The organism is Pseudomonas agronomica (genome assembly GCF_025917275.1).
GTDB classification, from domain to species: domain Bacteria; phylum Pseudomonadota; class Gammaproteobacteria; order Pseudomonadales; family Pseudomonadaceae; genus Aquipseudomonas; species Aquipseudomonas agronomica.
Window position 1 is genome coordinate 1 of sequence record NZ_JAOSHO010000047.1, and the last position, 20140, is coordinate 20140.

A 20140-nucleotide genomic window follows, 5' to 3' on the forward strand; every position below is an offset into this window, starting at 1 on the left:
GTTCTTTAGGCATTCAAGCGCTGAATGACAAACCAACCCGCCATACCGAGCTATCCTTGTGCCAGCCCATACTCGAACAAGAGGCCGCGCACATGAGTCTTTCCTCATTCAAGATCGCCCATAAACTGATCACTGGTGCCGCTGCCATCGAGCAACTGGCGGCGGAGCTGACGCGCCTGGACGTCGACAATCCATTGATCGTGACCGATGCAGCGCTGGTCAAGTCAGGCACGGTGGAGCTGGCGCTGCAGCACCTGGGCGGACGTGACTACGAGATTTTCGACCGGGTCATGCCGGACCCGGAGATCGCCATCGTCGAAGATTGCATGCAAGCCTACCGCGACGGTGGGCATGATGGCCTGATCGGCCTGGGCGGCGGCAGTGCCATCGACATCGCCAAGTGCGTGGGCGTCTACGCCGGCTACCACGGCGAGTTGCAAGATATGTTCGGCGTCGATCAGGTGCCGCGCAAAGGCCCGCCCATGATCGCCATCCCCACCACGGCCGGTACCGGTTCGGAAGTGACCAACGTGGCGATTCTCTCCGACAAGGCCGCCCAGCTGAAAAAGGGCATTGTCAGCGATTACCTGTTGCCGGACGTGGCTCTGGTCAGTCCGCAGATGACCCTTACATGCCCGCGCAGCGTAACGGCTGCCAGTGGTGTCGATGCGCTGGCGCATGCGATCGAGGCCTACCTGTCGCTCAATGCCTCGCCGATTACCGATGCACTGGCTATTGGCGCAATCAAGCTGATCACCCGGGCTCTGCCCAAGGCCTACGCCAACCCTAACCATCTGCAAGCCCGTGAAGACATGGCCACGGCCAGCCTGATGGCCGGTATGGCCTTCGGCAATGCTGGGGTCGGGGCGGTGCATGCGCTGGCTTATCCGTTGGGCGGGCGTTTCCACGTATCCCACGGGGTAGCCAATGCGTTGCTGCTGCCCTATGTGATGGCGTGGAACAAAATGGCCTGTGTCGAGCGCATGCGCGACATTGCCGAGGCCATGGGTCTGAAGACCGCTCACCTGAGCGACCTTGAAGCCGCCGACGAGGCTGTCGATGCGATGGTCGCCTTGTGCGCCGCCGTGCAGATCCCCCAGGGCCTGAGCGGCTTGGGTGTGACCGAGGATGTGATCCCGTCCATGGCGGTGGAAGCAGCGGGGATCGAGCGGCTGATGCGCAACAATCCGCGCCAACTGAGCGCCGCCGATATCGAGAAGATCTACCGCGCGGCGTATTGATCGACTGTCACGGTGGGCGCGCCAAATCTTGAGGTATACAATGCGCGCCATCGTGATTTCGCTCAAAACAGGTGCGTCATGCAGCCCTTCGCTATTGCTCCGTCGATTCTCTCCGCCGACTTCGCCCGCCTGGGCGAGGAAGTGGACAACGTTCTGGCCGCCGGGGCCGACATCGTGCACTTCGATGTCATGGACAACCACTACGTGCCCAACCTGACCATCGGCCCGATGGTCTGCGCGGCGCTGCGCAAGTACGGCGTCACCGCGCCGATCGACGCGCACCTGATGGTCAGCCCGGTGGACCGTATCGTCGGTGATTTCATCGAGGCGGGCGCGACCTACATCACCTTCCACCCGGAAGCCACGCTGCATGTCGATCGCTCCCTGCAACTGATCCGCGAAGGCGGTTGCAAGGCCGGCCTGGTATTCAACCCGGCCACGCCGCTGGACGTATTGAAATACGTGATGGACAAGGTCGACATGGTCCTGCTGATGAGCGTCAACCCTGGCTTCGGCGGGCAGAAATTCATCCCCGGGACCCTCGACAAACTGCGCGAAGCCCGTGCACTGATCGATGCCTCGGGCCGTGATATCCGCCTGGAAATCGACGGTGGCGTGAATGTGAACAACATTCGCGAAATCGCCGCGGCCGGCGCCGACACCTTTGTTGCCGGTTCGGCGATCTTCAACGCGCCGGACTACGAAGAGGTGATCGCGAAAATGCGCGCCGAACTGGCCCTGGCGCGTCCATGAGCGGCTTCGAGCAGCTGTTTCCCGGCAGCCTGCCGCGCCTGGTGATGTTCGACCTGGATGGCACGCTAGTCGATTCGGTCCCGGATCTGGCTGCCGCCGTGGACAGCATGCTGCTCAAGCTCGGCCGCCCACCCGCCGGCATCGACGCGGTGCGCCAGTGGGTGGGCAACGGTGCGCCCATGCTGGTGCGCCGAGCCCTGGCCAACCACATCGATGCCCAAGGCGTCGATGAAGCCGAAGCCGAACGGGCGATGGAGCTGTTCAACGAAGCCTACGAAGGCAACCACGAACTGACCGTGGTCTACCCCGGTGTGCGTTCCGCGCTCAAATGGCTGCACAAGCAAGGCGTGGAAATGGCGCTGATCACCAACAAGCCGGAGCGCTTCGTCGCGCCGCTGCTGGACCAGATGAAAATCGGCCGGTATTTCCGCTGGATCATCGGCGGCGATACGTTGCCGCAGAAAAAGCCCGACCCGGCCGCGCTGTTCTTCGTGATGAAAATGGCCAACATCCCGGCCTCGCAATCGTTATTCGTCGGTGATTCGCGCAGCGATGTGCTGGCGGCGAAAGCGGCAGGCGTCAAGTGCGTGGCGTTGAGCTACGGCTATAACCATGGCCGGCCGATCGCCGAAGAGTTTCCGACGTTGGTGATCGATGACTTGCGTCTGTTAATTCCCGGTTGCCTGGACCCGGCGGCTGAGATAACGTTGCCCGACGCTGTTCAATCCTCTTCTGGAAACGCCATCGTGGTGGTCACTCGCAAACTCTGGATGAAAGTCATGAAGGCCCTGGCCCGCTGGCGTTGGCGCGCCTGACTTGATCCTGGCCGGTTATCCGGCGCGTTTGCATACCTGACTGTCAGCTCCTCTTGCCACGAGGCATACCATGATCCGCGAAGAATTCCTGCGTCTAGCCGCTGCCGGCTACAACCGCATCCCGCTCGCCTGCGAAACCCTGGCCGACTTCGACACGCCGCTGTCGATCTACCTCAAGCTGGCCGACCAGCCCAACTCCTACCTGCTCGAATCGGTGCAGGGCGGCGAGAAATGGGGCCGTTATTCCATGATCGGCTTGCCGTGCCGTACGGTGCTGCGGGTGCATGACCATCGCATCAGCGTGACCCACGACGGCGTCGAGATCGAAAGCCTCGAAGTCGAGGATCCGCTGGCGTTCGTCGAAACCTTCAAGGCCCGCTACAACGTGCCAACCATCCCGGGCCTGCCCCGTTTCAACGGTGGACTGGTGGGATATTTCGGCTACGACTGCGTGCGCTATGTGGAGAAACGTCTCGGCACCTGCCCGAACCCTGACCCGCTGGGCGTGCCGGACATCCTGTTGATGGTCTCCGACGCTGTGGTGGTCTTTGACAACCTCGCCGGCAAGATGCATGCGATTGTCCTGGCAGACCCATCCCAGGAAGATGCCTACGAGCAAGGTCAGAAAAGTCTGCAGGCGCTGCTGGAAAAGCTCCGTCAACCGATCACGCCGCGGTCAGGCCTGGATTTCAGCAAGCAGTCGGCCGCCGACCCGGTGTTCCGTTCCAGCTTCACCCAGGATGACTACGAACGGGCCGTCGATACCATCAAGGAGTACATCCTCGCCGGTGACTGCATGCAGGTGGTGCCGTCGCAACGGATGTCCATCGACTTCAAGGCCGCGCCCATCGATCTCTACCGGGCGTTGCGCTGCTTCAACCCGACGCCCTACATGTATTTCTTCAATTTCGGCGACTTCCACGTCGTGGGCAGTTCGCCGGAAGTGCTGGTGCGGGTCGAAGACAACCTGATCACCGTGCGACCGATCGCTGGTACTCGCCCCCGTGGCGCCACGGGGGAGGCGGACCGGGCCCTCGAAGAGGACCTGCTGTCGGATGACAAGGAAATCGCCGAGCACCTGATGCTGATCGACCTGGGACGCAACGATACCGGGCGTGTCTCGGAGATCGGCTCGGTGAAGCTCACCGAGAAAATGGTCATCGAGCGCTATTCCAACGTGATGCACATCGTGTCCAACGTGACCGGGCAGTTGAAAGCCGGGTTGACGGCCATGGACGCCTTGCGGGCGATCCTGCCCGCCGGCACGTTGTCCGGCGCGCCGAAAATCCGGGCGATGGAAATCATCGACGAACTGGAGCCGGTCAAGCGCGGTGTGTACGGCGGGGCGGTGGGTTACTTCGCCTGGAACGGCAACATGGACACCGCCATTGCGATCCGCACTGCCGTCATCAAGAACGGCGAACTGCACGTACAAGCTGGCGGTGGGATCGTTGCTGACTCGGTGCCGGCACTGGAGTGGGAAGAAACCCTGAACAAGCGTCGGGCGATGTTCCGTGCCGTGGCGTTGGCGGAGCAGACCTCAGGCGACTGAAGTCCTTCCCAACAACCTGTGGCCTAGGGCTTTTGCGCCCCAGCGGCCGTTTCTAAAGTCAGTGAATCAAAAGGTTGCTACGCCATGTTGCTGATGATCGATAATTACGACTCCTTTACCTACAACGTTGTGCAGTACCTTGGCGAACTCGGTGCCGAGGTCAAGGTGGTGCGCAACGACGAACTGACCGTCGCCGAAATCGAGGCCCTCAAGCCCGAGCGCATCGTGGTCTCCCCAGGCCCGTGTACGCCGACCGAAGCGGGCATTTCCATCGACGCCATCAAGTATTTTGCCGGCAAGCTGCCGATCCTCGGCGTGTGCCTGGGCCATCAGTCGATTGGCCAGGCGTTCGGTGGCCATGTCGTGCGCGCCCGGCAAGTCATGCATGGCAAGACCAGCCCGGTATTCCATGAAGACAAGGGCGTATTCGAAGGCCTGAATCATCCGCTTACCGTCACCCGCTATCACTCCCTTGTCGTCAAGCACGATACTTTGCCCGATTGCCTGGAGTTGACCGCCTGGACCCAGCTCGAAGACGGCTCGGTCGACGAGATCATGGGGTTGCGACACAAGACGTTAAATATCGAAGGTGTGCAATTCCATCCGGAGTCTATCCTCACTGAACAGGGCCACGAGCTGTTCGCCAACTTTCTCAAACAAACCGGCGGCACGCGCTAAGGACTTTTCATGGACATCAAGACAGCCCTGAACCGTATCGTCGGTCAGCTCGACCTGAGCACCGACGAGATGCGCGACGTGATGCGCGAAATCATGACTGGCCAGTGCACGGATGCGCAGATTGGCGCGTTCATGATGGCCATGCGCATGAAGAGCGAGAGCATCGACGAAATCGTCGGCGCCGTGACCACCATGCGGGAACTGGCGGACAAGGTCGAACTCAAGACGCTGGACGGCGTGGTGGATGTGGTGGGTACCGGCGGTGATGGTGCCAATATCTTCAACGTATCCACCGCCTCTGCATTTGTCGTTGCCGCGGCGGGTTGCACCGTCGCCAAGCATGGCAACCGTGCGGTCTCGGGCAAGAGTGGCAGCGCCGATCTGCTGGAGGCTGCCGGTATCTACCTGAACCTGACCCCGGTCCAGGTGGCTCGCTGTATCGATAGCGTGGGCATCGGCTTCATGTTTGCCCAGACCCACCACAGTGCCATGAAGCATGCCGCCGCGCCCCGTCGGGAGTTGGGCTTGCGCACGCTGTTCAACATGCTCGGCCCGCTTACGAATCCGGCCGGTGTGAAACATCAGGTGGTGGGGGTGTTCAGCGAGGCGTTGTGCCTGCCCCTGGCCGAGGTCCTGCAACGCCTGGGCAGCAAGCACGTGTTGGTGGTCCATTCGAAGGATGGCCTGGATGAGTTCAGCCTGGCGGCGCCCACCTTCGTGGCTGAGCTAAAAAATGATCAGATTACGCAATACTGGGTCGAACCTGAGGACCTGGGCATGAAGAGCCAGAGCCTGCATGGCCTGGCTGTGGATGGACCGGCGCAGTCACTGGAATTGATCCGCGATGCCTTGGGGCGCCGTAAGACCGAGAATGGCCAGAAGGCTGCCGAGATGATCGTGCTCAACGCGGGTGCCGCGTTGTACGCCGCCGATCACGCCAGCAGCCTCAAGCAAGGTGTCGAGCTGGCCCATGATGCACTGCACACCGGCCTGGCCCGTGAAAAATTGGAAGAATTGGGCGCGTTTACCGCCGTATTCAAAGTGGAGAATGAAGGATGAGCGTGCCAACGGTTCTGGAAAACATTCTGGCTCGCAAGAAGCAGGAAGTCGCCGAGCGCAGTGCCCGGGTCAGCCTGGCCGAGTTGGAAAATCTTGCACGTTCGGCCGATGCGCCTCGCGGCTTTGCCCAGGCGCTGGTCGACCAGGCGAAGAAGAAACAGCCGGCGGTGATTGCCGAAATCAAGAAGGCTTCCCCCAGCAAAGGTGTGATTCGCGAGCATTTCGTTCCGGCCGACATCGCCAAGAGCTACGAGAAGGGCGGCGCGACCTGCCTTTCGGTGCTGACCGATGTGGATTTCTTCCAAGGCGCCGACGACTATCTCAAGCAAGCGCGGGCGGCGTGCAAGTTGCCGGTGATCCGCAAGGATTTCATGATCGACCCGTACCAGATCGTCGAGGCCCGGGCCTTGGGCGCCGATTGCGTGCTGTTGATCGTTTCCGCCCTGGATGACGTGAAGATGGCCGAGTTGGCTGCGGTTGCAAAGGGCGTCGGCCTGGACGTGTTGGTGGAAGTCCACGACGGCGAAGAGTTGGAGCGGGCCCTCAAGACGCTGGATACCAAGCTGGTCGGGGTGAACAACCGCAACCTGCATACCTTTGAAGTCAGCCTTGAAACGACCTTGGACCTGTTGCCACGGATCCCCCGTGATCGGCTGGTCATCACCGAGAGCGGCATCCTCAACCGGGCCGATGTGGAGTTGATGGAAGTCAGCGACGTGTATTCGTTCCTGGTAGGCGAAGCGTTCATGCGGGCGGAAAGCCCTGGCATGGAGCTGCAACGGCTGTTCTTTCCCGAGCGCGGCGTTCCAGTGACCGGCTCGACGTTGGACTGAACGGATGTCTCCCGCCATTTCCTTTACTGTCGAAAACGGCTTGCAAGCCGAGCAGGATTTGCTGGCGAGCGTCTGCGCCGGTGACGCTGATTCCGGCTTACTGTTCTGGCAACCGAATGACCGAGCACTGGTCATGCCACGTCGCCTGAGTCGCTTGCCGGGATTCGACGTCGCCTGCGAAGTATCAGCGGCCAACGGCTGGCCGGTGCTCCTGCGCGAAACCGGCGGCGAGCCCGTGCCTCAATCAGCCGCGACGGTCAATATCGCGCTGGTCTACGCACCGCCGCGCAGTGAAGGTGATCATGGCCGGATCGAAACCGCCTATCGTCGGTTGTGCGATCCCATCTCCCAATTGCTCGATGAATTGGGCGGGGTGGCTTCGCTAGGGGAAGTGGCGGGTGCTTTTTGTGATGGGCGCTTCAATGTCAATCTGGACGGCCGGAAAATGGTAGGCACCGCCCAACGCTGGCGGCAGAGTAAAGGAGCGCAGCGTCCGGTCGGCCTGGTGCATGGCGCGCTACTGCTGGACGACGAGCGCGAAGCCATGGTTGCGGCGGTCAATCGTTTCAACGAAGCCTGTGGCTTGGAGCAGCGGGTGCGTGCCGAGAGCCATATTGCCCTGCATGAAAAATTTCCGGCGCCCCACGCCCTGGAGCGACTTGAGACCCTGTACCAAGAACTGCTGGACAGTCTCTAGCGGGTGCCGAAGACCACCATGGTCTTGCCTTTGACGCTGACCAGGTTGCGTTCCTCCAGGTCCTTGAGCACGCGGCCAACCATCTCGCGGGAGCAGCCGACAATGCGGCCGATTTCCTGGCGGGTCACTTTGATCTGCATGCCGTCGGGGTGGGTCATGGCGTCGGGCTGCTTGCACAGGTCCAGGAGGCAACGGGCGACACGACCGGTGACGTCAAAGAAGGCGAGGTCGCCCACCTTGCGGGTGGTGTTGCGCAGGCGCTGTGCGATTTGTCCGCTGAGTACGAAAAGAATGTCCGGATCCTGCTGCGACAGTTCTCGAAATTTGTTGTAGCCGATTTCCGCGACTTCACATTCGACTTTCGCCCGCACCCAGGCGCTGCGCTCTTGTTCCTTGCCGGCCTGTTCGAACAAGCCCAACTCACCGAAGAAGTCGCCCGAATTGAGGTAGGCGATGATCATCTCCCGACCTTCGTCGTCCTCGATCAGGATAGTGACCGATCCCTTGATGATGAAGAACAGCGTGTCGGAACGGTCTCCCGCGCAAATGATGTTGTGCTTGGCCGGGTAGCGGCGACGCTGGCAATGCATCAAGAGCTTGTCGAGATTCTTGATCTTGGACGTGGGAGTAATGGCAACCATGGTTGTGTCCCGAAAAACTGCGCGGTTTGGTGGCTTGATTTTTTATGAAGGCGAATGGCTATCGAAAAAGCTGGCCATACGCCAGTGATTGGGCGCCAGCTTAACAGAGGCGTCCTTAATAAATTCGAGAATTTACCGAGTGGTATCTGCGCCAGGCCTCTTCAGGCGGAGCCGCCATCACGGGGGGCTGTGCTAAGCTGGCGCCCCCTTTTTATGACAGTGGAGTCTTGACGATGAAGGCACGCATCCAATGGGCTGGCGAAGCCATGTTCCTCGGTGAGTCGGGCAGCGGTCATGTGGTCGTCATGGATGGCCCGCCGGACGCCGGAGGTCGGAACCTGGGTGTTCGGCCAATGGAAATGCTGCTGCTGGGTGTTGGTGGCTGCAGCAATTTCGATGTGGTCAGCATCCTCAAGAAGTCGCGCCAAGCGGTCGAAAGTTGCGAAGCCTTCCTGGAAGCCGAGCGTGCGACCGAGGATCCGAAGGTTTTCACCAAGATCCATATGCACTTTGTGGTGAAGGGTCGGGGGCTGAAAGAGGCCCAGGTCAAGCGCGCCATCGAGCTGTCCGCCGAGAAATATTGTTCGGCCTCGATCATGCTCGGCGCCGCCGGTGTTGAAATCACTCACGATTATGAAATCATCGAATTGGGTTGAATCGACATCCAACCATCACAAAAGCGGTGCAAGCTCTGGCGATCAGAAGCTGACGTCTGCATAATGCGCCACTTTTTTCAGGGCAGTGATCGGCTTGCGGCCGGTCCCTTGCCTGGACAGACAACCAAAATCGCCATCGCGAAGAGGTGTTAACCGTCCTACGCAGGTGCGTCGTTCGCATCTGACGGGCATGCTTGATCACGCGGCCAGGCCGCAATACACAGAGAGTTTTCAAACGGTGAAAAGCAAACTCAAGCTCCATGGGTTCAATAACCTGACAAAGACCTTGAGCTTCAACATCTATGACATCTGCTATGCGGAAACCCCGCAAGACCAGCAGGCCTACGTCGAGTACATCAATAAAGAGTACAACGCCAAGCGCCTCACGCAGATTCTCACGGAAGTTGTCGATATCATTGGTGCCAACATCCTGAACATCGCCAGTCAGGACTATGAGCCCCAGGGCGCCAGCGTGACTATTTTGATTTCGGAAGAGCCGGTGACACCGACCGACAGCCAGATCGAAGAGTCCCCGGGCCCGTTGCCTGAAATTATCCTGGCCCACCTCGACAAGAGCCATATCACAGTCCACACCTATCCGGAAATCCATCCAGTGGATGGCATCGCTACGTTCCGAGTAGACATCGACGTGTCGACCTGTGGCGTCATTTCACCGCTCAAGGCGCTCAACTTCCTGATTCACCAATTCGATTCCGACATCGTGACCGTGGATTATCGCGTGCGCGGGTTTACTCGGGACGTGGAAGGCCACAAGCACTTCATCGACCACGAGATCAATTCGATCCAGAACTACCTCTCCGAAGACACTCGCGACGCGTACCAGATGACGGACGTGAACGTGTATCAGGAGAACCTGTTCCACACCAAAATGCTGCTCAAGGACTTTGAGCTGGATAACTACCTGTTCGGCGACGCCACGAGCAATCTGTCTGCTGAACAGCGTGGGCAGGTGGAAGAGCGGGTCAAGCACGAAATGCTGGAAATTTTTTACGCGCGCAATATGCCGCGCTAAAGTTTCGGCTATGAAAAAAGGCGACTGTCCATGGACAGCCGCCTTTTTTCGTTTTGGAAGGCCTCGTTCCGCTTTCGCTATCAGATCCGATAGGTACTCTTGGTCATGACTTTGGCCAGCAAGCTCATGCCGAATTTGACGGGGGCCGGGAAGCGGAAGCCGCCGGCCTCCAGAGCGCTCTCGGCGTGGTGCTCTTCATCTTCACGCATCTGCTCAAGAATCGCCCGGGACTTTTCATCCTCGACGGGCAATTGCTGCAGGTGCTCATTCAAGTGCTTGCACACCTGATGCTCGGTCGCCGCGACAAAACCAAGGCTGACCTTGTCACTGATCAGGCCTGCCACGGCGCCGATCCCGAACGACATGCCATAAAACAGGGGATTCAGCACGCTGGTGTGGCTGCCCAACTGGCGAATGCGTTGTTCACACCAGACCAGATGATCGATTTCTTCCTCGGCGGCCTGTTCCATCGCTTCGCGTACCTGCGGCAATTTCGCTGTCAGCGCCTGGCCCTGGTAGAGCGCCTGGGCGCAGACTTCACCGGTATGGTTGATGCGCATCAGTCCGGCGACATGGCGAGTCTCTTCATCGCTCATCTGCACGTCCGGCTGCACGATGGCCGGCGATGGCCGGTATGGCTGGCCACTGAAGGGCAACAGCGTACGCATCGCGGTGTCGGCCTGCAGCAGTAGGCGATCGATGGGCGAGTAGTGACGTTGGGTAGTCATGCTTACCTCCGGGAAAAATCTCGGCGGCCAGTTTAACTCAATCGGCCGCCGGGGATTTGCGTTGGATCAGGGATCAGCCCGGCGGCCAATTCATCTGGCGCTGTCCAAGCACATGCATATGAATGTGATAGACGGTTTGCCCACCGAGTTCATTGCAGTTCATCACCACCCGGAAGCCCTCTTCGCAACCCAGCTCGAGGGCCAGGCGCTGGGCGGTGAACAGGATATGCCCAGCCAGTCCCTTGTCGTCCTCGGTCAGGTCATTGAGGGTGCGGATCGGTTTCTTTGGAATGACCAGGAAGTGAACCGGTGCCTGTGGAGCAATGTCGTGGAAGGCCAGGACCTGGTCATCCTCATAGATGATCTTCGCCGGGATTTCCCGGTTGATAATCTTGGTAAACAGGGTATCCACAGCTGTCTCTCCGTTGGTTTAGTCGAGGTCGAGTGTACTGAAGGCCGGGTTTGCCGGCGCGGGTTTTTCAGCTTGAAGGAATCAGCGCGGACAGCAGGCCTTGTTGAGCATGCCGCTGACGACCCGGACCAGCCAGCGTGGTCCGAACCTAGGCAGCGCGGCGAACCAGCGATTGCGGCGTCCGGGAATGATAATGGCTCGATTGCGGTCCAGCGCGCGAACGGCATAGAGCGCAACCTCCTCAGGGCTCATCAATTCCTTCTTGCCGTTGAGTTTCTGTTCATCGAGCTGTGCCTTCGCGAAAAAGTCCGTGCGAGTCGGCCCGGGGCACAGTACCGAGACGTTGATTGCGCATTTTTTCAATTCGACCCGCAGGGCTTCGGAGAAATGCAACACATAGGCTTTGCTGGCGTGATACGTGCTCATCCAGGGGCCGGGCAGGAAGGCATCAGTCGATGCGACGTTTAGGATCTGGCCGCCGCCATGCAACGCCATGCTGTTGCCTATTGCATGGCAGAGACGTGTGAGGGCAAGGATATTCACTTCGATCAGGTCTTGTTCGGTCATCCAGTCCTGGGCCAGGAATGGACCACTGGTGCCAATACCCGCGCAATTGACCAGCAGATCGATCTGGCGTTCGCCTTCCTCCAATTCCAGCAGGAAGCCTGAGAGTCGAAGGGGTTCGCCCAGGTCGCAGGCGCGGAACAACACCTCCACGCCAAACCGTTGGGTCAGTTCTATTGCAATACTTTCCAGCCGATCACGCTGTCGAGCCACCAATATCAGGTTGCGCCCACGCCGGGCCAGTGCTTCGGCCATGGCCAGGCCGATACCACTGGAAGCACCAGTGATCAGAGCGTAACGGGTCATGCAGTTCTCCATCGCCGCGCAGGGCGCCGGTGGACTGAGCAGTCACCGGCGCCAGGCGCGTTTATTGTTCCTCTTCTTCGTAGTCTACAGAAGGTGCGGCTGGCTCGGCTGCTTCGGCGGCGGGTTCTTCGGCCGATTCGTCAGTGGATTCGCTGCTTTCATAACTGCTCAGGGAACTGCTGCCGTACTCCTCGCCGATGCTGCTGAATGCGCCAGCCAATGCACCGATGAAAATCAGGGCGATCAGGACGACCCACAGCCAGGAAAGAACCTTGACCGCGGTGCTGTTGGGCGGAGGTGGAGGGCCGTAGCGGTTCGGGCCACTATTGCCTGGAGCGAATATGAGGACGAATGGGAAGAGGCTGCCCACGAACGGCACCAGGTTGAGCAACCACAGCCATCCGGACCAGCCGAGATCGTGCAGGCGCTGGGCGCTGAACTGGATACTCACGTAGGCAAAAGCGAGGAAGATGGCTACGGCTACGAGTCCGCCGATGATCATCGCGGTCGTTGAGCTGGCGACGAGCAACCAGGACAGGCTCAACCAGAATGCAATCCCGACCACGGGCATGACCGCCAGTGTCAGAACCATGGTCCAGGCCAGGTATCGCAGGCGCCCGATACGGCCGTCGAAACTGAAAGGCTTGAGTGGGCCGTATTCGGCAAGCGTTTCGCCTACCGGGGCGCGGGGAGGGGCGTAGGGGGAAACGGGGTCGATGATGGAGTCCGGGTGGCGGCCACTTGGCTGATGCGGCGATTCCTGCACCTCGCCGAGGTCCAGCTGGAGGGACGGTTCTGCTTCGATTCGTGCGTCGATGCCGCTCTTGTGCAGCGCTTCCAGGTACTGCTGCGCCTCGCCTTGGGACAGGTTGTTTTTAAGCGACACCTTGCGACCACTGAACAGCCGTTCAATGGCGCTGACATCGCTCTTGAACAGCTCCGCGAGGTTCAGCTTGGCGGTGGTGGTATCGACGCCTGGCAACAGGGCTCCGTCGAATACGATGTTGAAGCGGGTTTCGCTCATGCCTGGCATCCTTGTCTTTCAAAGTTGATTTATATTTCTGGGATTCAGCGGGGCCATTGGCCTCCGAGCTGTGCCGCTCGGGCTTGCGCCTGGCGGTATTCTTTATCCAGGCGTGCGATCAGTTGATCGACGCTGGGTAAATCATTGATCTCACCAACACCTTGGCCCGCAGACCATACGGTCTTCCAGGCCTTGGCTTCATCGTTCAGCGGTTTGAGTTTCGATCCGGGATCTGCCGCGCTTTTGTTCTGCAAGGCAAGCAGGTCGAAGCCGGCATCCTCCAGGCTCTGGCGCATGAAACTGGCTGGCACGCCGGATACTGCGGGAGTATGCACGATGTCTGCGGCTCTGGATGTGAGCAACATCTCTTTATAAGCGTCGGACGCGTGACTTTCTGCCGTACCAATGAATCGCGTTCCAAAGTAGGCCAGATCCGCGCCGAGCAGTTGCGCTGCCAAAATCTGATGGCCGTGGTTCAAACATCCTGCGAGCAGCAGGGTTTTATCAAAGAACTGCCGGATTTCGGCAATCAGCGCGAAAGGGCTCCACGTTCCCGCATGTCCTCCGGCGCCAGCCGCGACGGCAATCAAGCCGTCTACACCTGCTTCTGCGGCTTTTTCGGCGTGGCGGCGAGTGGTCACGTCGTGAAATACCAGGCCGCCATAGCCATGCACCGCATCCACGAGCTCTTTTACCGCGCCCAGGCTGGTGATGACGATAGGCACTTTATGCTCGATGCAGATCGCCAGGTCGTCCTGGAGCCGCGGGTTGCTGTTATGGACGATCAGATTGACCGCGTAGGGTGCCGGCCTTTCCATCGTTTCCAGGCCCGCTTCGATTTCCTCCAGCCAAGCCTTGAAACCGCTGCTCTCACGTTGGTTCAGCGCCGGGAAACTGCCGACAATGCCATTGCGACAGCAGGCAAGCACGAGCTGGGGATTGGAAATCAGGAACATCGGCGCGGCAACGGCAGGCAGCCGCAGACGTTCTTCAAGCAAAGCGGGCAACGGCATGGGATGTACCCCCGATCGAATAGTGCTATTGGACGTTAGAACGGCCGGACCACGACGAGAATTACGATAGCCAGCAATATCAGGACTGGCACCTCGTTGAACCAGCGATAAAAGACATGGCTGCGGGTGTTTTCGCCGCGGGCGAAGCGTTTCACTTGGGCGCCGCACATGTGGTGATAACCGATCAGCAGGACGACCAGGGTCAACTTGGCGTGCATCCAGCCACCCTGGGTGAAGTAGGCGCCGGCATTGAGGCTGAGCAGCCAGATGCCAAATACCAGCGTGGCAATCATCGCCGGGCCCATGATGCCGCGATACAGCTTGCGCTCCATGACACTGAAGCGCTCCTTGCTGACGTTGTCTTCGCTTTGGGCGTGATAGACAAACAGGCGCGGCAGGTAGAACAGGCCGGCGAACCAGCAGACCATGCTGACAATGTGAAGTGCCTTGAGCCATAGATAGAGCATTTTTGGTTATTCCCAGATTCACGGTAGCCCGATAGTAGAGGTTAGAGCGGCCACACGTCACCTTGACGGTTGTCGCCACGCCCTGCGGCCCCTATTATCGAGGGCTTTCCAGTGGTTCGTTGAGGGCAGGTTTATGGTCAAGGTCGGTATCGTCGGCGGCACGGGTTACACCGGTGTCGAACTGCTGCGTCTGTTGGCGCAGCATCCGCAGGCTGAGGTGGTGGTCATCACCTCCCGATCCGAGGCCGGCCTGGCCGTCGCCGACATGTATCCGAACCTGCGAGGCCATTACGACGGCCTGGCATTCAGCGTTCCGGACATCAAGACCCTCGGTGCTTGCGATGTGGTGTTCTTTGCCACCCCTCATGGCGTTGCCCACGCCTTGGCGGGGGAGCTGTTGGCGGCCGGGACCAAGGTGATCGACCTGTCGGCTGACTTCCGCCTGCAGGACGCGGACGAATGGGCCAAGTGGTACGGCCAGCCCCACGGGGCACCGGAGCTTCTGGATGAGGCTGTCTACGGCTTGCCGGAAGTCAAACGCGAGAAAATCAGGCAGGCACGATTGATCGCCGTGCCCGGTTGCTATCCGACCGCGACACAGCTCGGGTTCCTGCCGTTGATCGAGGCCGGTCTTGCTGACACTTCGCGCCTGATCGCTGATTGCAAATCCGGTGTCAGTGGGGCCGGTCGAGGCGCCAGTGTCGGCTCGCTGTATTCCGAAACGTCGGAAAGCATGAAGGCCTACGCGGTAAAAGGGCATCGCCACTTGCCGGAAATCCGCCAAGGGTTGCGCTGGGCCGCGGGCAAGGACGTCGGCCTGACGTTTGTGCCGCACCTGACGCCAATGATTCGTGGAATCCATTCCACTCTTTACGCAACGGTGGTCGATCGCTCCGTCGATTTGCAGGCGCTGTTCGAGAAACGCTACGCCAACGAGCCGTTCGTCGACGTAATGCCAGCTGGCAGCCATCCGGAAACCCGCAGCGTACGTGGTGCGAATGTTTGCCGCATCGCGGTGCATCGTCCGCAGGATGGGGACCTGGTGGTGGTATTGTCAGTCATCGATAACCTGGTCAAGGGCGCGTCCGGCCAAGCGGTGCAAAACCTGAACATCCTGTTCGGTCTGGATGAGCGCCTGGGATTGTCCCATGCGGGGATGTTGCCTTAACAGAGCAGTCACAAGCTGCAAGCTTGCAGCTTTGAACTTGTAGCTTGCCGCTGCTCCGCAAATAGTTGACCAATTTTGTAGGAGAAGCGGATAATGCCCGCCATCACGCATTATGGCGGCGTAAGCGCCGGGAGATATTCAGCATGAGCGTCGAAACCTTCACCCCCACCGCTTTGCAATTCACCCACGGTGCCGCGCACAAGGTGAAGAGCCTGGTCGATGAAGAGGGCAATGATCGTTTGAAGCTGCGCGTATTCGTAACGGGCGGCGGTTGTTCCGGTTTTCAGTATGGCTTCACTTTCGATGAAGACGTGGCCGAAGACGACACTATCGTTGAGCGCGAAGGCGTCAGCCTGGTGGTCGACCCGATGAGCTTCCAATACCTGGCGGGAGCTGAGGTGGATTATCAGGAAGGGCTGGAAGGGTCGCGTTTCGTGATCAAGAACCCTAACGCGACCACCACCTGTGGGTGCGGTTCTTCGTTCTCGATCTGATTGCTTCAATAAAAAACCGCAGTGCCTTACGGCCCTGCGGTTTTTTTTGTCCGGAGATATCGATTCACGCCGGATAGATTGCGCCGAGTACGCGTGGGCCACGGGCACCGGTAACGCTTGGACGGTTGCCTGGGATACCTTCAAGGCAGCAATGTGCAAGCCAGGCGAAAGCCATGGCTTCAACCCAGTCCGGGTCTACACCGTATATCGCCGTACTGCTGACCTTTGCATTCGGCAGCAAGGCAGCCAGGCGCTTCATGAGCGTCTGGTTATGCGCGCCACCGCCGCAGACCAGTAACTCTTGAGTGTTCGACTGGGCATGCTGCAGTGATTCAACGATCGTCAGGGCAGTCAGCTCAAGCAACGTTGCCTGTACGTCCTCCGGAGCGAAGGCTGGCAACTGCGACAGATGCTGGTTCAGCCAGGGCAGGTTGAAGACTTCGCGCCCGGTGCTTTTCGGCCCCTTCGTGACAAAAAAGGGATCGCTGAGCAGTGTCTTGAGCAAGGTTGGCTCGACTTTTCCGCTGGCAGCCCACTGGCCATCGCGATCAAAGTGTTCGCCTCGTTGTTGATGTATCCATGCATCGAGCAGCACATTGCCTGGACCACAATCGAAACCGGCGACCGGCTTTTCGGGTTCTATCAAGCTGAGATTGCTGAAGCCGCCGACATTCAGCACGGCACGATGACCGACTCGTTCTTCGAACAGAGCTTCGTGAAACGCTGGAACCAGTGGGGCGCCTTGCCCGCCAGCGGCGACGTCGCGGCTGCGGAAGTCACTGACGACGCTGATGTCGGTCAACTCACTCAACAGCGCCGGATTGCCGATTTGCACGGTAAACCCACGGGCCGGTTCGTGGCGAATGGTCTGGCCGTGGCTGCCAATGGCCGTGATGTCTTGAGGCTTGAGTTTCTGTTCGTTGAGTAGGGCATAAATACCCTGCGCGGCCAGCTTGACCCAGCTTTGCTGGGCAATGGCGGAGCGGGCGATCTCATCGGGTCCGCTGCTGCACAATTCGAGCAGTTCAGTGCGCAGAGTGGCGGGCATGGGAATGTAGTGGCTGGCGATCAATTTGATCGCCGGGGCCAGTTCGACCAGTGCGATATCCAAGCCATCGAGGCTGGTCCCGGACATCACACCAATATAGAGCGTCATGGCTTAGCGCTTGCTCGAAGCCAGCATGGTGGCTTTTTCTTGATCCATGCGAGCCATCAAGGGCTGGCTTTGGGCCAGGAAACGCGCGCGCTCGGCCTTGGCGATCGGATCGGCCATCGGCAGTTTCTGGCCGAGCGGATCGACGTGGACGCCGTTCACCTGGAATTCATAGTGCAAGTGCGGGCCGGTGGACAGGCCGGTGGTGCCGATATAGCCGATAACCTGGCCTTGCTTGACGGTGCCGCCAGTCTTCACGCCTTTGGCGAAGCCCTGCATGTGGCCATACAGCGTACGGTAGGTGTTGCCGTGCTGGATGATCACGGTGTTGCCATAGCCGCCGCGACGTCCGGCCAGCAATACCTTACCGTCGCCGGCAGCCTTGATAGGCGTACCACGGGGGGCGGCATAGTCGACACCTTTGTGGGCGCGAATCTTGTTCAGGATCGGATGCTTGCGACCGGCGGAGAACTTCGAGCTGATGCGGGCGAAATCAACCGGTGTGCGGATGAATGCCTTGCGCATGCTGTTGCCGTCGGCGGTGTAGTAGCTGCTGTTGCCTTGCTTGTTGGTGTAGCGCACCGCAGTGTAGGTCTTGCCGCGGTTGGTGAAGCGCGCGGAAAGAATCGGGCCGTTGCCGACGCTTTTTCCGTTGACCACTTTCTGTTCGTAGATGACGTCGAATTCGTCACCCTGGCGAATGTCCTGGGCGAAGTCGATGTCGTAGCCAAACACACTGGCCATGTCCATCGTCAGGCTATGGGAGAGCCCTGCGCGCGCTGCTGACTGGGACAATGAGCTGTTTATGACGCCATGGACATAGGCCGAGCGAACGGTGGGCTTGGCCGTGACGCGGTTGAACACATAACCCTTGTCATTCTTGGTCAGGGTGATGCTTTCCAGGTCGCTCAGCTTGGTGTGCAGGTTGGTCAGCTGGCCTTCTGGGTTGAGTTCGAACTCCAGTTTCTGACCACGTTGCAGTTGAGTGAATTGCTTGGCTTGCTTGTCGCTGGCCAGGATCTCATGGACCGAGGTGGAGGGCAGGCCAACCTTTTCGAAGAGAGTGGAAAGTGTGTCGCCTTTGGCGACAATCACTTCACGATGGTCAGGCCCTTTCTTTTCTTCTGCTGCTGCGGGCGCTTCTGCCTGGGCGGCGGCCGTGGCAGCGTCTTCCGGGCTATTTTCAATCTGCGCGAATGGAGAGGCGGCCGGCTCGTTTGTGGCTTGAACGGCTTCGGCGGCGTCTTGTTCTTGTGTCAGTTGTTCAGCAGGATTTTCCAGTTCAAGACTCAGAGTCGTCTTTTTGGCTTCAACATCGCTGGAGGGAAACACCAGCAGCGCCAGGCTTAGGAGGGCTGCGATGCCACTGGCGGCAAGCAGGTGGGTCTTCGGGTAAAGCGGCGGCGCTTTAGACGGTTCTGTGGTCATAGGTAATTTTGACTTTTGAAAAAATGAATTGGAAAAGATGAATGACATGATGAAGATGAAATAACTGTATAAAATATAACCAAAACCCCTGCGAAGCAAGCCCGCGAACGCTCTGTTCTGTGGATCGGCGTCCGTGCGCCGGGCAAACCTTGTATTTGGTGCGCGATCTTGTATGGTTGGGGCCCTTTGAATCTGAGCCTTACGGGTCTGTTATGAAGTCGGTTGAAGAGCAGCTAGCGCTGATCAAACGTGGTGCGGAAGAACTGTTGGTCGAGTCCGAGCTGATCGAAAAGCTCAAGCGCGGGCAGCCGCTGCGTATCAAGGCTGGCTTCGATCCGACGGCGCCCGATCTGCACCTGGGTCATACCGTGCTTATTAATAAGCTGCGCCAGTTCCAGGATCTGGGGCACCAGGTCATCTTCCTTATAGGGGATTTCACCGGCATGATCGGTGATCCGAGCGGGAAGAGTGCTACGCGCCCACCCCTGACCCGCGAGCAGGTTCTCGATAACGCCGAGACCTACAAGACCCAGGTCTTCAAGATTCTTGATCCGGCCAAGACCGAGGTGGCCTTCAACTCCACCTGGATGGATCAGATGGGGCCGGCGGATTTCATCCGCCTGACGTCCCAGTACACCGTGGCCCGCATGCTCGAGCGGGATGATTTCGACAAGCGCTATACCACCAATCAACCCATCGCCATTCATGAGTTTCTCTATCCGCTTGTGCAGGGTTATGACTCGGTTGCGTTGCGTGCCGACGTAGAGCTCGGTGGTACCGACCAGAAGTTCAACCTGTTGATGGGGCGTGAGCTGCAGCGTGGTTATGGCCAGGAGGCGCAGTGCATCCTGACCATGCCATTGCTTGAAGGTCTGGATGGCGTGAAGAAGATGTCCAAATCGCTGGGCAACTACGTAGGTATCCAGGAAGCGCCGGGCGTCATGTACAGCAAGCTCGTTTCCATTCCCGATGTGCTGATGTGGCGTTACTTTGAGCTGTTGAGCTTCCGGTCCATGGACGAGATCAATGCGTTCCGTGTCGACGTAGAGGCAGGCGCCAATCCACGGGACATCAAGATCAAGTTGGCTGAGGAGATCGTTGCTCGTTTCCATGGTGAGGAGGCTGCGGCCAGTGCTCATCGTGCGGCGGGTAATCGTATGAAGGACGGTGAGCTGCCGGATGATCTGCCAGAGATCGAGCTGACTGCTGTTGAGAATATGCCGATTGCGGCGGTTCTTAATAAAGCAGGCTTGGTCAAGAATGCGGCAGTGGCGCGAGACCTGTTGGGTTCGGGTGGCGTGCGTATAGATGGTGAGGTTGTAGATCGCACCTATATATATGAGCTGGGGTCCACTCATGTATGCCAGGCCGGCAAGAAAGCTTTCGCACGTATCACGCTGAAATCTGAGTAAAGCTGAAAATAAC

22 protein-coding genes are annotated in these 20140 nt (G+C 59.2%); 13 read left to right on the forward strand and 9 right to left on the reverse strand.

Translation table 11 applies throughout. The features are described 5' to 3' along the window. Positions 1 to 92 precede the first annotated feature (92 nt). The 8 genes from OC610_RS06320 to OC610_RS06355 all read left to right on the forward strand — a co-directional run bounded on the left by OC610_RS06320 (position 93) and on the right by OC610_RS06355 (position 7628). Entirely contained in the window at positions 93 to 1241 is a 1149-nt protein-coding gene (locus OC610_RS06320) for an iron-containing alcohol dehydrogenase (protein WP_264427049.1), read from the forward strand. A 78-nt stretch (positions 1242 to 1319) separates the two neighbouring features. Further along, positions 1320 to 1994: a ribulose-phosphate 3-epimerase gene (gene rpe, locus OC610_RS06325; protein WP_264427050.1), complete on the forward strand. Its 675-nt coding sequence runs from the start codon at positions 1320 to 1322 to the stop codon at positions 1992 to 1994. After that, entirely contained in the window at positions 1991 to 2809 is an 819-nt protein-coding gene (locus OC610_RS06330; protein WP_030139211.1) for a phosphoglycolate phosphatase, read from the forward strand. Before rpe ends, OC610_RS06330 begins: the two co-directional genes overlap by 4 nt. Before the next feature lie 70 nt (positions 2810 to 2879). After that, positions 2880 to 4361 (forward strand): anthranilate synthase component I, encoded by a 1482-nt coding sequence (gene trpE / locus OC610_RS06335; protein ID WP_264427051.1) that lies wholly within the window; start codon positions 2880 to 2882, stop codon positions 4359 to 4361. 84 nt (positions 4362 to 4445) lie between these two features. Next, positions 4446 to 5039: an aminodeoxychorismate/anthranilate synthase component II gene (locus tag OC610_RS06340; RefSeq protein WP_181287196.1), complete on the forward strand. Its 594-nt coding sequence runs from the start codon at positions 4446 to 4448 to the stop codon at positions 5037 to 5039. 9 nt (positions 5040 to 5048) lie between these two features. Beyond that, positions 5049 to 6098, forward strand: coding sequence for an anthranilate phosphoribosyltransferase (gene trpD / locus OC610_RS06345; RefSeq protein WP_249877227.1), 1050 nt, complete (start codon positions 5049 to 5051; stop codon positions 6096 to 6098). Beyond that, entirely contained in the window at positions 6095 to 6931 is an 837-nt protein-coding gene (gene trpC, locus OC610_RS06350; RefSeq protein ID WP_264427052.1) for an indole-3-glycerol phosphate synthase TrpC, read from the forward strand. The genes trpD and trpC overlap by 4 nt, the downstream gene beginning before the upstream one ends. Positions 6932 to 6935: 4 nt before the next feature. Beyond that, a complete protein-coding gene (locus OC610_RS06355; protein WP_264427053.1) occupies positions 6936 to 7628 on the forward strand; it encodes a lipoate--protein ligase family protein in 693 nt (230 codons plus the stop codon). Here OC610_RS06355 and crp read toward each other — a convergent pair. Continuing rightward, a complete protein-coding gene (crp, locus tag OC610_RS06360) occupies positions 7625 to 8269 on the reverse strand; it encodes a cAMP-activated global transcriptional regulator CRP (protein ID WP_264427054.1) in 645 nt (214 codons plus the stop codon). The genes OC610_RS06355 and crp overlap by 4 nt on opposite strands. A 233-nt stretch (positions 8270 to 8502) precedes the next feature. Here crp and OC610_RS06365 point away from each other — a divergent pair, with 233 nt between their 5' ends. Both OC610_RS06365 and speD read left to right on the forward strand, forming a co-directional pair. Then, the gene (locus tag OC610_RS06365; protein ID WP_008061600.1) at positions 8503 to 8925 is read left to right on the forward strand and encodes an OsmC family protein; all 423 of its coding nucleotides are present in this window, start codon (positions 8503 to 8505) and stop codon (positions 8923 to 8925) included. A 238-nt stretch (positions 8926 to 9163) separates the two neighbouring features. Further along, on the forward strand, positions 9164 to 9958 hold the full coding sequence (gene speD / locus OC610_RS06370; RefSeq protein WP_181287400.1) for an adenosylmethionine decarboxylase: 795 nt from the start codon (positions 9164 to 9166) through the stop codon (positions 9956 to 9958). An 80-nt stretch (positions 9959 to 10038) separates the two neighbouring features. Here speD and coq7 read toward each other — a convergent pair whose 3' ends face one another. The 6 genes from coq7 to hemJ all read right to left on the reverse strand — a co-directional run bounded on the left by coq7 (position 10039) and on the right by hemJ (position 14472). Beyond that, positions 10039 to 10686, reverse strand: a complete 648-nt coding sequence (gene coq7 / locus OC610_RS06375) for a 2-polyprenyl-3-methyl-6-methoxy-1,4-benzoquinone monooxygenase (RefSeq protein WP_030139203.1) — start codon at positions 10684 to 10686, stop codon at positions 10039 to 10041. 73 nt (positions 10687 to 10759) lie between these two features. Continuing rightward, on the reverse strand, positions 10760 to 11098 hold the full coding sequence (locus OC610_RS06380) for a histidine triad nucleotide-binding protein (protein ID WP_181287191.1): 339 nt from the start codon (positions 11096 to 11098) through the stop codon (positions 10760 to 10762). Between the two features lie 81 nt (positions 11099 to 11179). Next, on the reverse strand, positions 11180 to 11968 hold the full coding sequence (locus OC610_RS06385; RefSeq protein WP_264427055.1) for an SDR family NAD(P)-dependent oxidoreductase: 789 nt from the start codon (positions 11966 to 11968) through the stop codon (positions 11180 to 11182). Between the two features lie 61 nt (positions 11969 to 12029). Further along, positions 12030 to 12992 (reverse strand): DUF805 domain-containing protein, encoded by a 963-nt coding sequence (locus OC610_RS06390; protein WP_264427056.1) that lies wholly within the window; start codon positions 12990 to 12992, stop codon positions 12030 to 12032. Between the two features lie 44 nt (positions 12993 to 13036). Next, a complete protein-coding gene (locus OC610_RS06395) occupies positions 13037 to 14005 on the reverse strand; it encodes an NAD(P)H-dependent flavin oxidoreductase (RefSeq protein ID WP_264427057.1) in 969 nt (322 codons plus the stop codon). Positions 14006 to 14040: 35 nt separating this feature from the next. Beyond that, positions 14041 to 14472 carry a protoporphyrinogen oxidase HemJ gene (gene hemJ, locus OC610_RS06400; protein ID WP_122566709.1) on the reverse strand — a complete coding sequence of 144 codons (432 nt, stop codon included), beginning with the start codon at positions 14470 to 14472 and terminating at the stop codon, positions 14041 to 14043. 133 nt (positions 14473 to 14605) lie between these two features. Here hemJ and argC point away from each other — a divergent pair, with 133 nt between their 5' ends. Together argC and erpA are read left to right on the forward strand one after the other, a co-directional pair. Then, positions 14606 to 15640 (forward strand): N-acetyl-gamma-glutamyl-phosphate reductase, encoded by a 1035-nt coding sequence (gene argC / locus OC610_RS06405; protein ID WP_264427058.1) that lies wholly within the window; start codon positions 14606 to 14608, stop codon positions 15638 to 15640. A 143-nt stretch (positions 15641 to 15783) separates the two neighbouring features. Beyond that, the gene (gene erpA, locus OC610_RS06410; RefSeq protein ID WP_260962102.1) at positions 15784 to 16134 is read left to right on the forward strand and encodes an iron-sulfur cluster insertion protein ErpA; all 351 of its coding nucleotides are present in this window, start codon (positions 15784 to 15786) and stop codon (positions 16132 to 16134) included. A gap of 64 nt (positions 16135 to 16198) precedes the next feature. Here erpA and OC610_RS06415 read toward each other — a convergent pair whose 3' ends face one another. Continuing rightward, positions 16199 to 17290 (reverse strand): anhydro-N-acetylmuramic acid kinase, encoded by a 1092-nt coding sequence (locus OC610_RS06415; protein ID WP_264427059.1) that lies wholly within the window; start codon positions 17288 to 17290, stop codon positions 16199 to 16201. A 3-nt stretch (positions 17291 to 17293) separates the two neighbouring features. After that, complete coding sequence (locus OC610_RS06420; protein ID WP_264427060.1) at positions 17294 to 18715, reverse strand: peptidoglycan DD-metalloendopeptidase family protein; 1422 nt, start codon at positions 18713 to 18715, stop codon at positions 17294 to 17296. A 212-nt stretch (positions 18716 to 18927) separates the two neighbouring features. Here OC610_RS06420 and tyrS point away from each other — a divergent pair, with 212 nt between their 5' ends. Further along, positions 18928 to 20127 (forward strand): tyrosine--tRNA ligase, encoded by a 1200-nt coding sequence (gene tyrS / locus OC610_RS06425; protein ID WP_264427061.1) that lies wholly within the window; start codon positions 18928 to 18930, stop codon positions 20125 to 20127. Positions 20128 to 20140 lie beyond the last annotated feature (13 nt).

Bases quoted from the DNA above. Each gene is read 5' to 3' on its own strand.
- erpA (WP_260962102.1), top strand. From the start codon at position 15,784: ATGAGCGTCGAAACCTTCACCCCCACCGCTTTGCAATTCACCCACGGT.
- tyrS (WP_264427061.1), top strand. From the start codon at position 18,928: ATGAAGTCGGTTGAAGAGCAGCTAGCGCTGATCAAACGTGGTGCGGAA.
- OC610_RS06385 (WP_264427055.1), bottom strand. From the start codon at position 11,968: ATGACCCGTTACGCTCTGATCACTGGTGCTTCCAGTGGTATCGGCCTG.
- OC610_RS06330 (WP_030139211.1), top strand. From the start codon at position 1,991: ATGAGCGGCTTCGAGCAGCTGTTTCCCGGCAGCCTGCCGCGCCTGGTG.
- trpD (WP_249877227.1), top strand. From the start codon at position 5,049: ATGGACATCAAGACAGCCCTGAACCGTATCGTCGGTCAGCTCGACCTG.
- OC610_RS06415 (WP_264427059.1), bottom strand. From the start codon at position 17,290: ATGACGCTCTATATTGGTGTGATGTCCGGGACCAGCCTCGATGGCTTG.
- trpE (WP_264427051.1), top strand. From the start codon at position 2,880: ATGATCCGCGAAGAATTCCTGCGTCTAGCCGCTGCCGGCTACAACCGC.
- crp (WP_264427054.1), bottom strand. From the start codon at position 8,269: ATGGTTGCCATTACTCCCACGTCCAAGATCAAGAATCTCGACAAGCTC.
- trpC (WP_264427052.1), top strand. From the start codon at position 6,095: ATGAGCGTGCCAACGGTTCTGGAAAACATTCTGGCTCGCAAGAAGCAG.
- OC610_RS06420 (WP_264427060.1), bottom strand. From the start codon at position 18,715: ATGACCACAGAACCGTCTAAAGCGCCGCCGCTTTACCCGAAGACCCAC.
- hemJ (WP_122566709.1), bottom strand. From the start codon at position 14,472: ATGCTCTATCTATGGCTCAAGGCACTTCACATTGTCAGCATGGTCTGC.
- OC610_RS06355 (WP_264427053.1), top strand. From the start codon at position 6,936: ATGTCTCCCGCCATTTCCTTTACTGTCGAAAACGGCTTGCAAGCCGAG.
- coq7 (WP_030139203.1), bottom strand. From the start codon at position 10,686: ATGACTACCCAACGTCACTACTCGCCCATCGATCGCCTACTGCTGCAG.
- OC610_RS06390 (WP_264427056.1), bottom strand. From the start codon at position 12,992: ATGAGCGAAACCCGCTTCAACATCGTATTCGACGGAGCCCTGTTGCCA.
- argC (WP_264427058.1), top strand. From the start codon at position 14,606: ATGGTCAAGGTCGGTATCGTCGGCGGCACGGGTTACACCGGTGTCGAA.
- rpe (WP_264427050.1), top strand. From the start codon at position 1,320: ATGCAGCCCTTCGCTATTGCTCCGTCGATTCTCTCCGCCGACTTCGCC.
- OC610_RS06320 (WP_264427049.1), top strand. From the start codon at position 93: ATGAGTCTTTCCTCATTCAAGATCGCCCATAAACTGATCACTGGTGCC.
- OC610_RS06395 (WP_264427057.1), bottom strand. From the start codon at position 14,005: ATGCCGTTGCCCGCTTTGCTTGAAGAACGTCTGCGGCTGCCTGCCGTT.
- OC610_RS06340 (WP_181287196.1), top strand. From the start codon at position 4,446: ATGTTGCTGATGATCGATAATTACGACTCCTTTACCTACAACGTTGTG.
- OC610_RS06365 (WP_008061600.1), top strand. From the start codon at position 8,503: ATGAAGGCACGCATCCAATGGGCTGGCGAAGCCATGTTCCTCGGTGAG.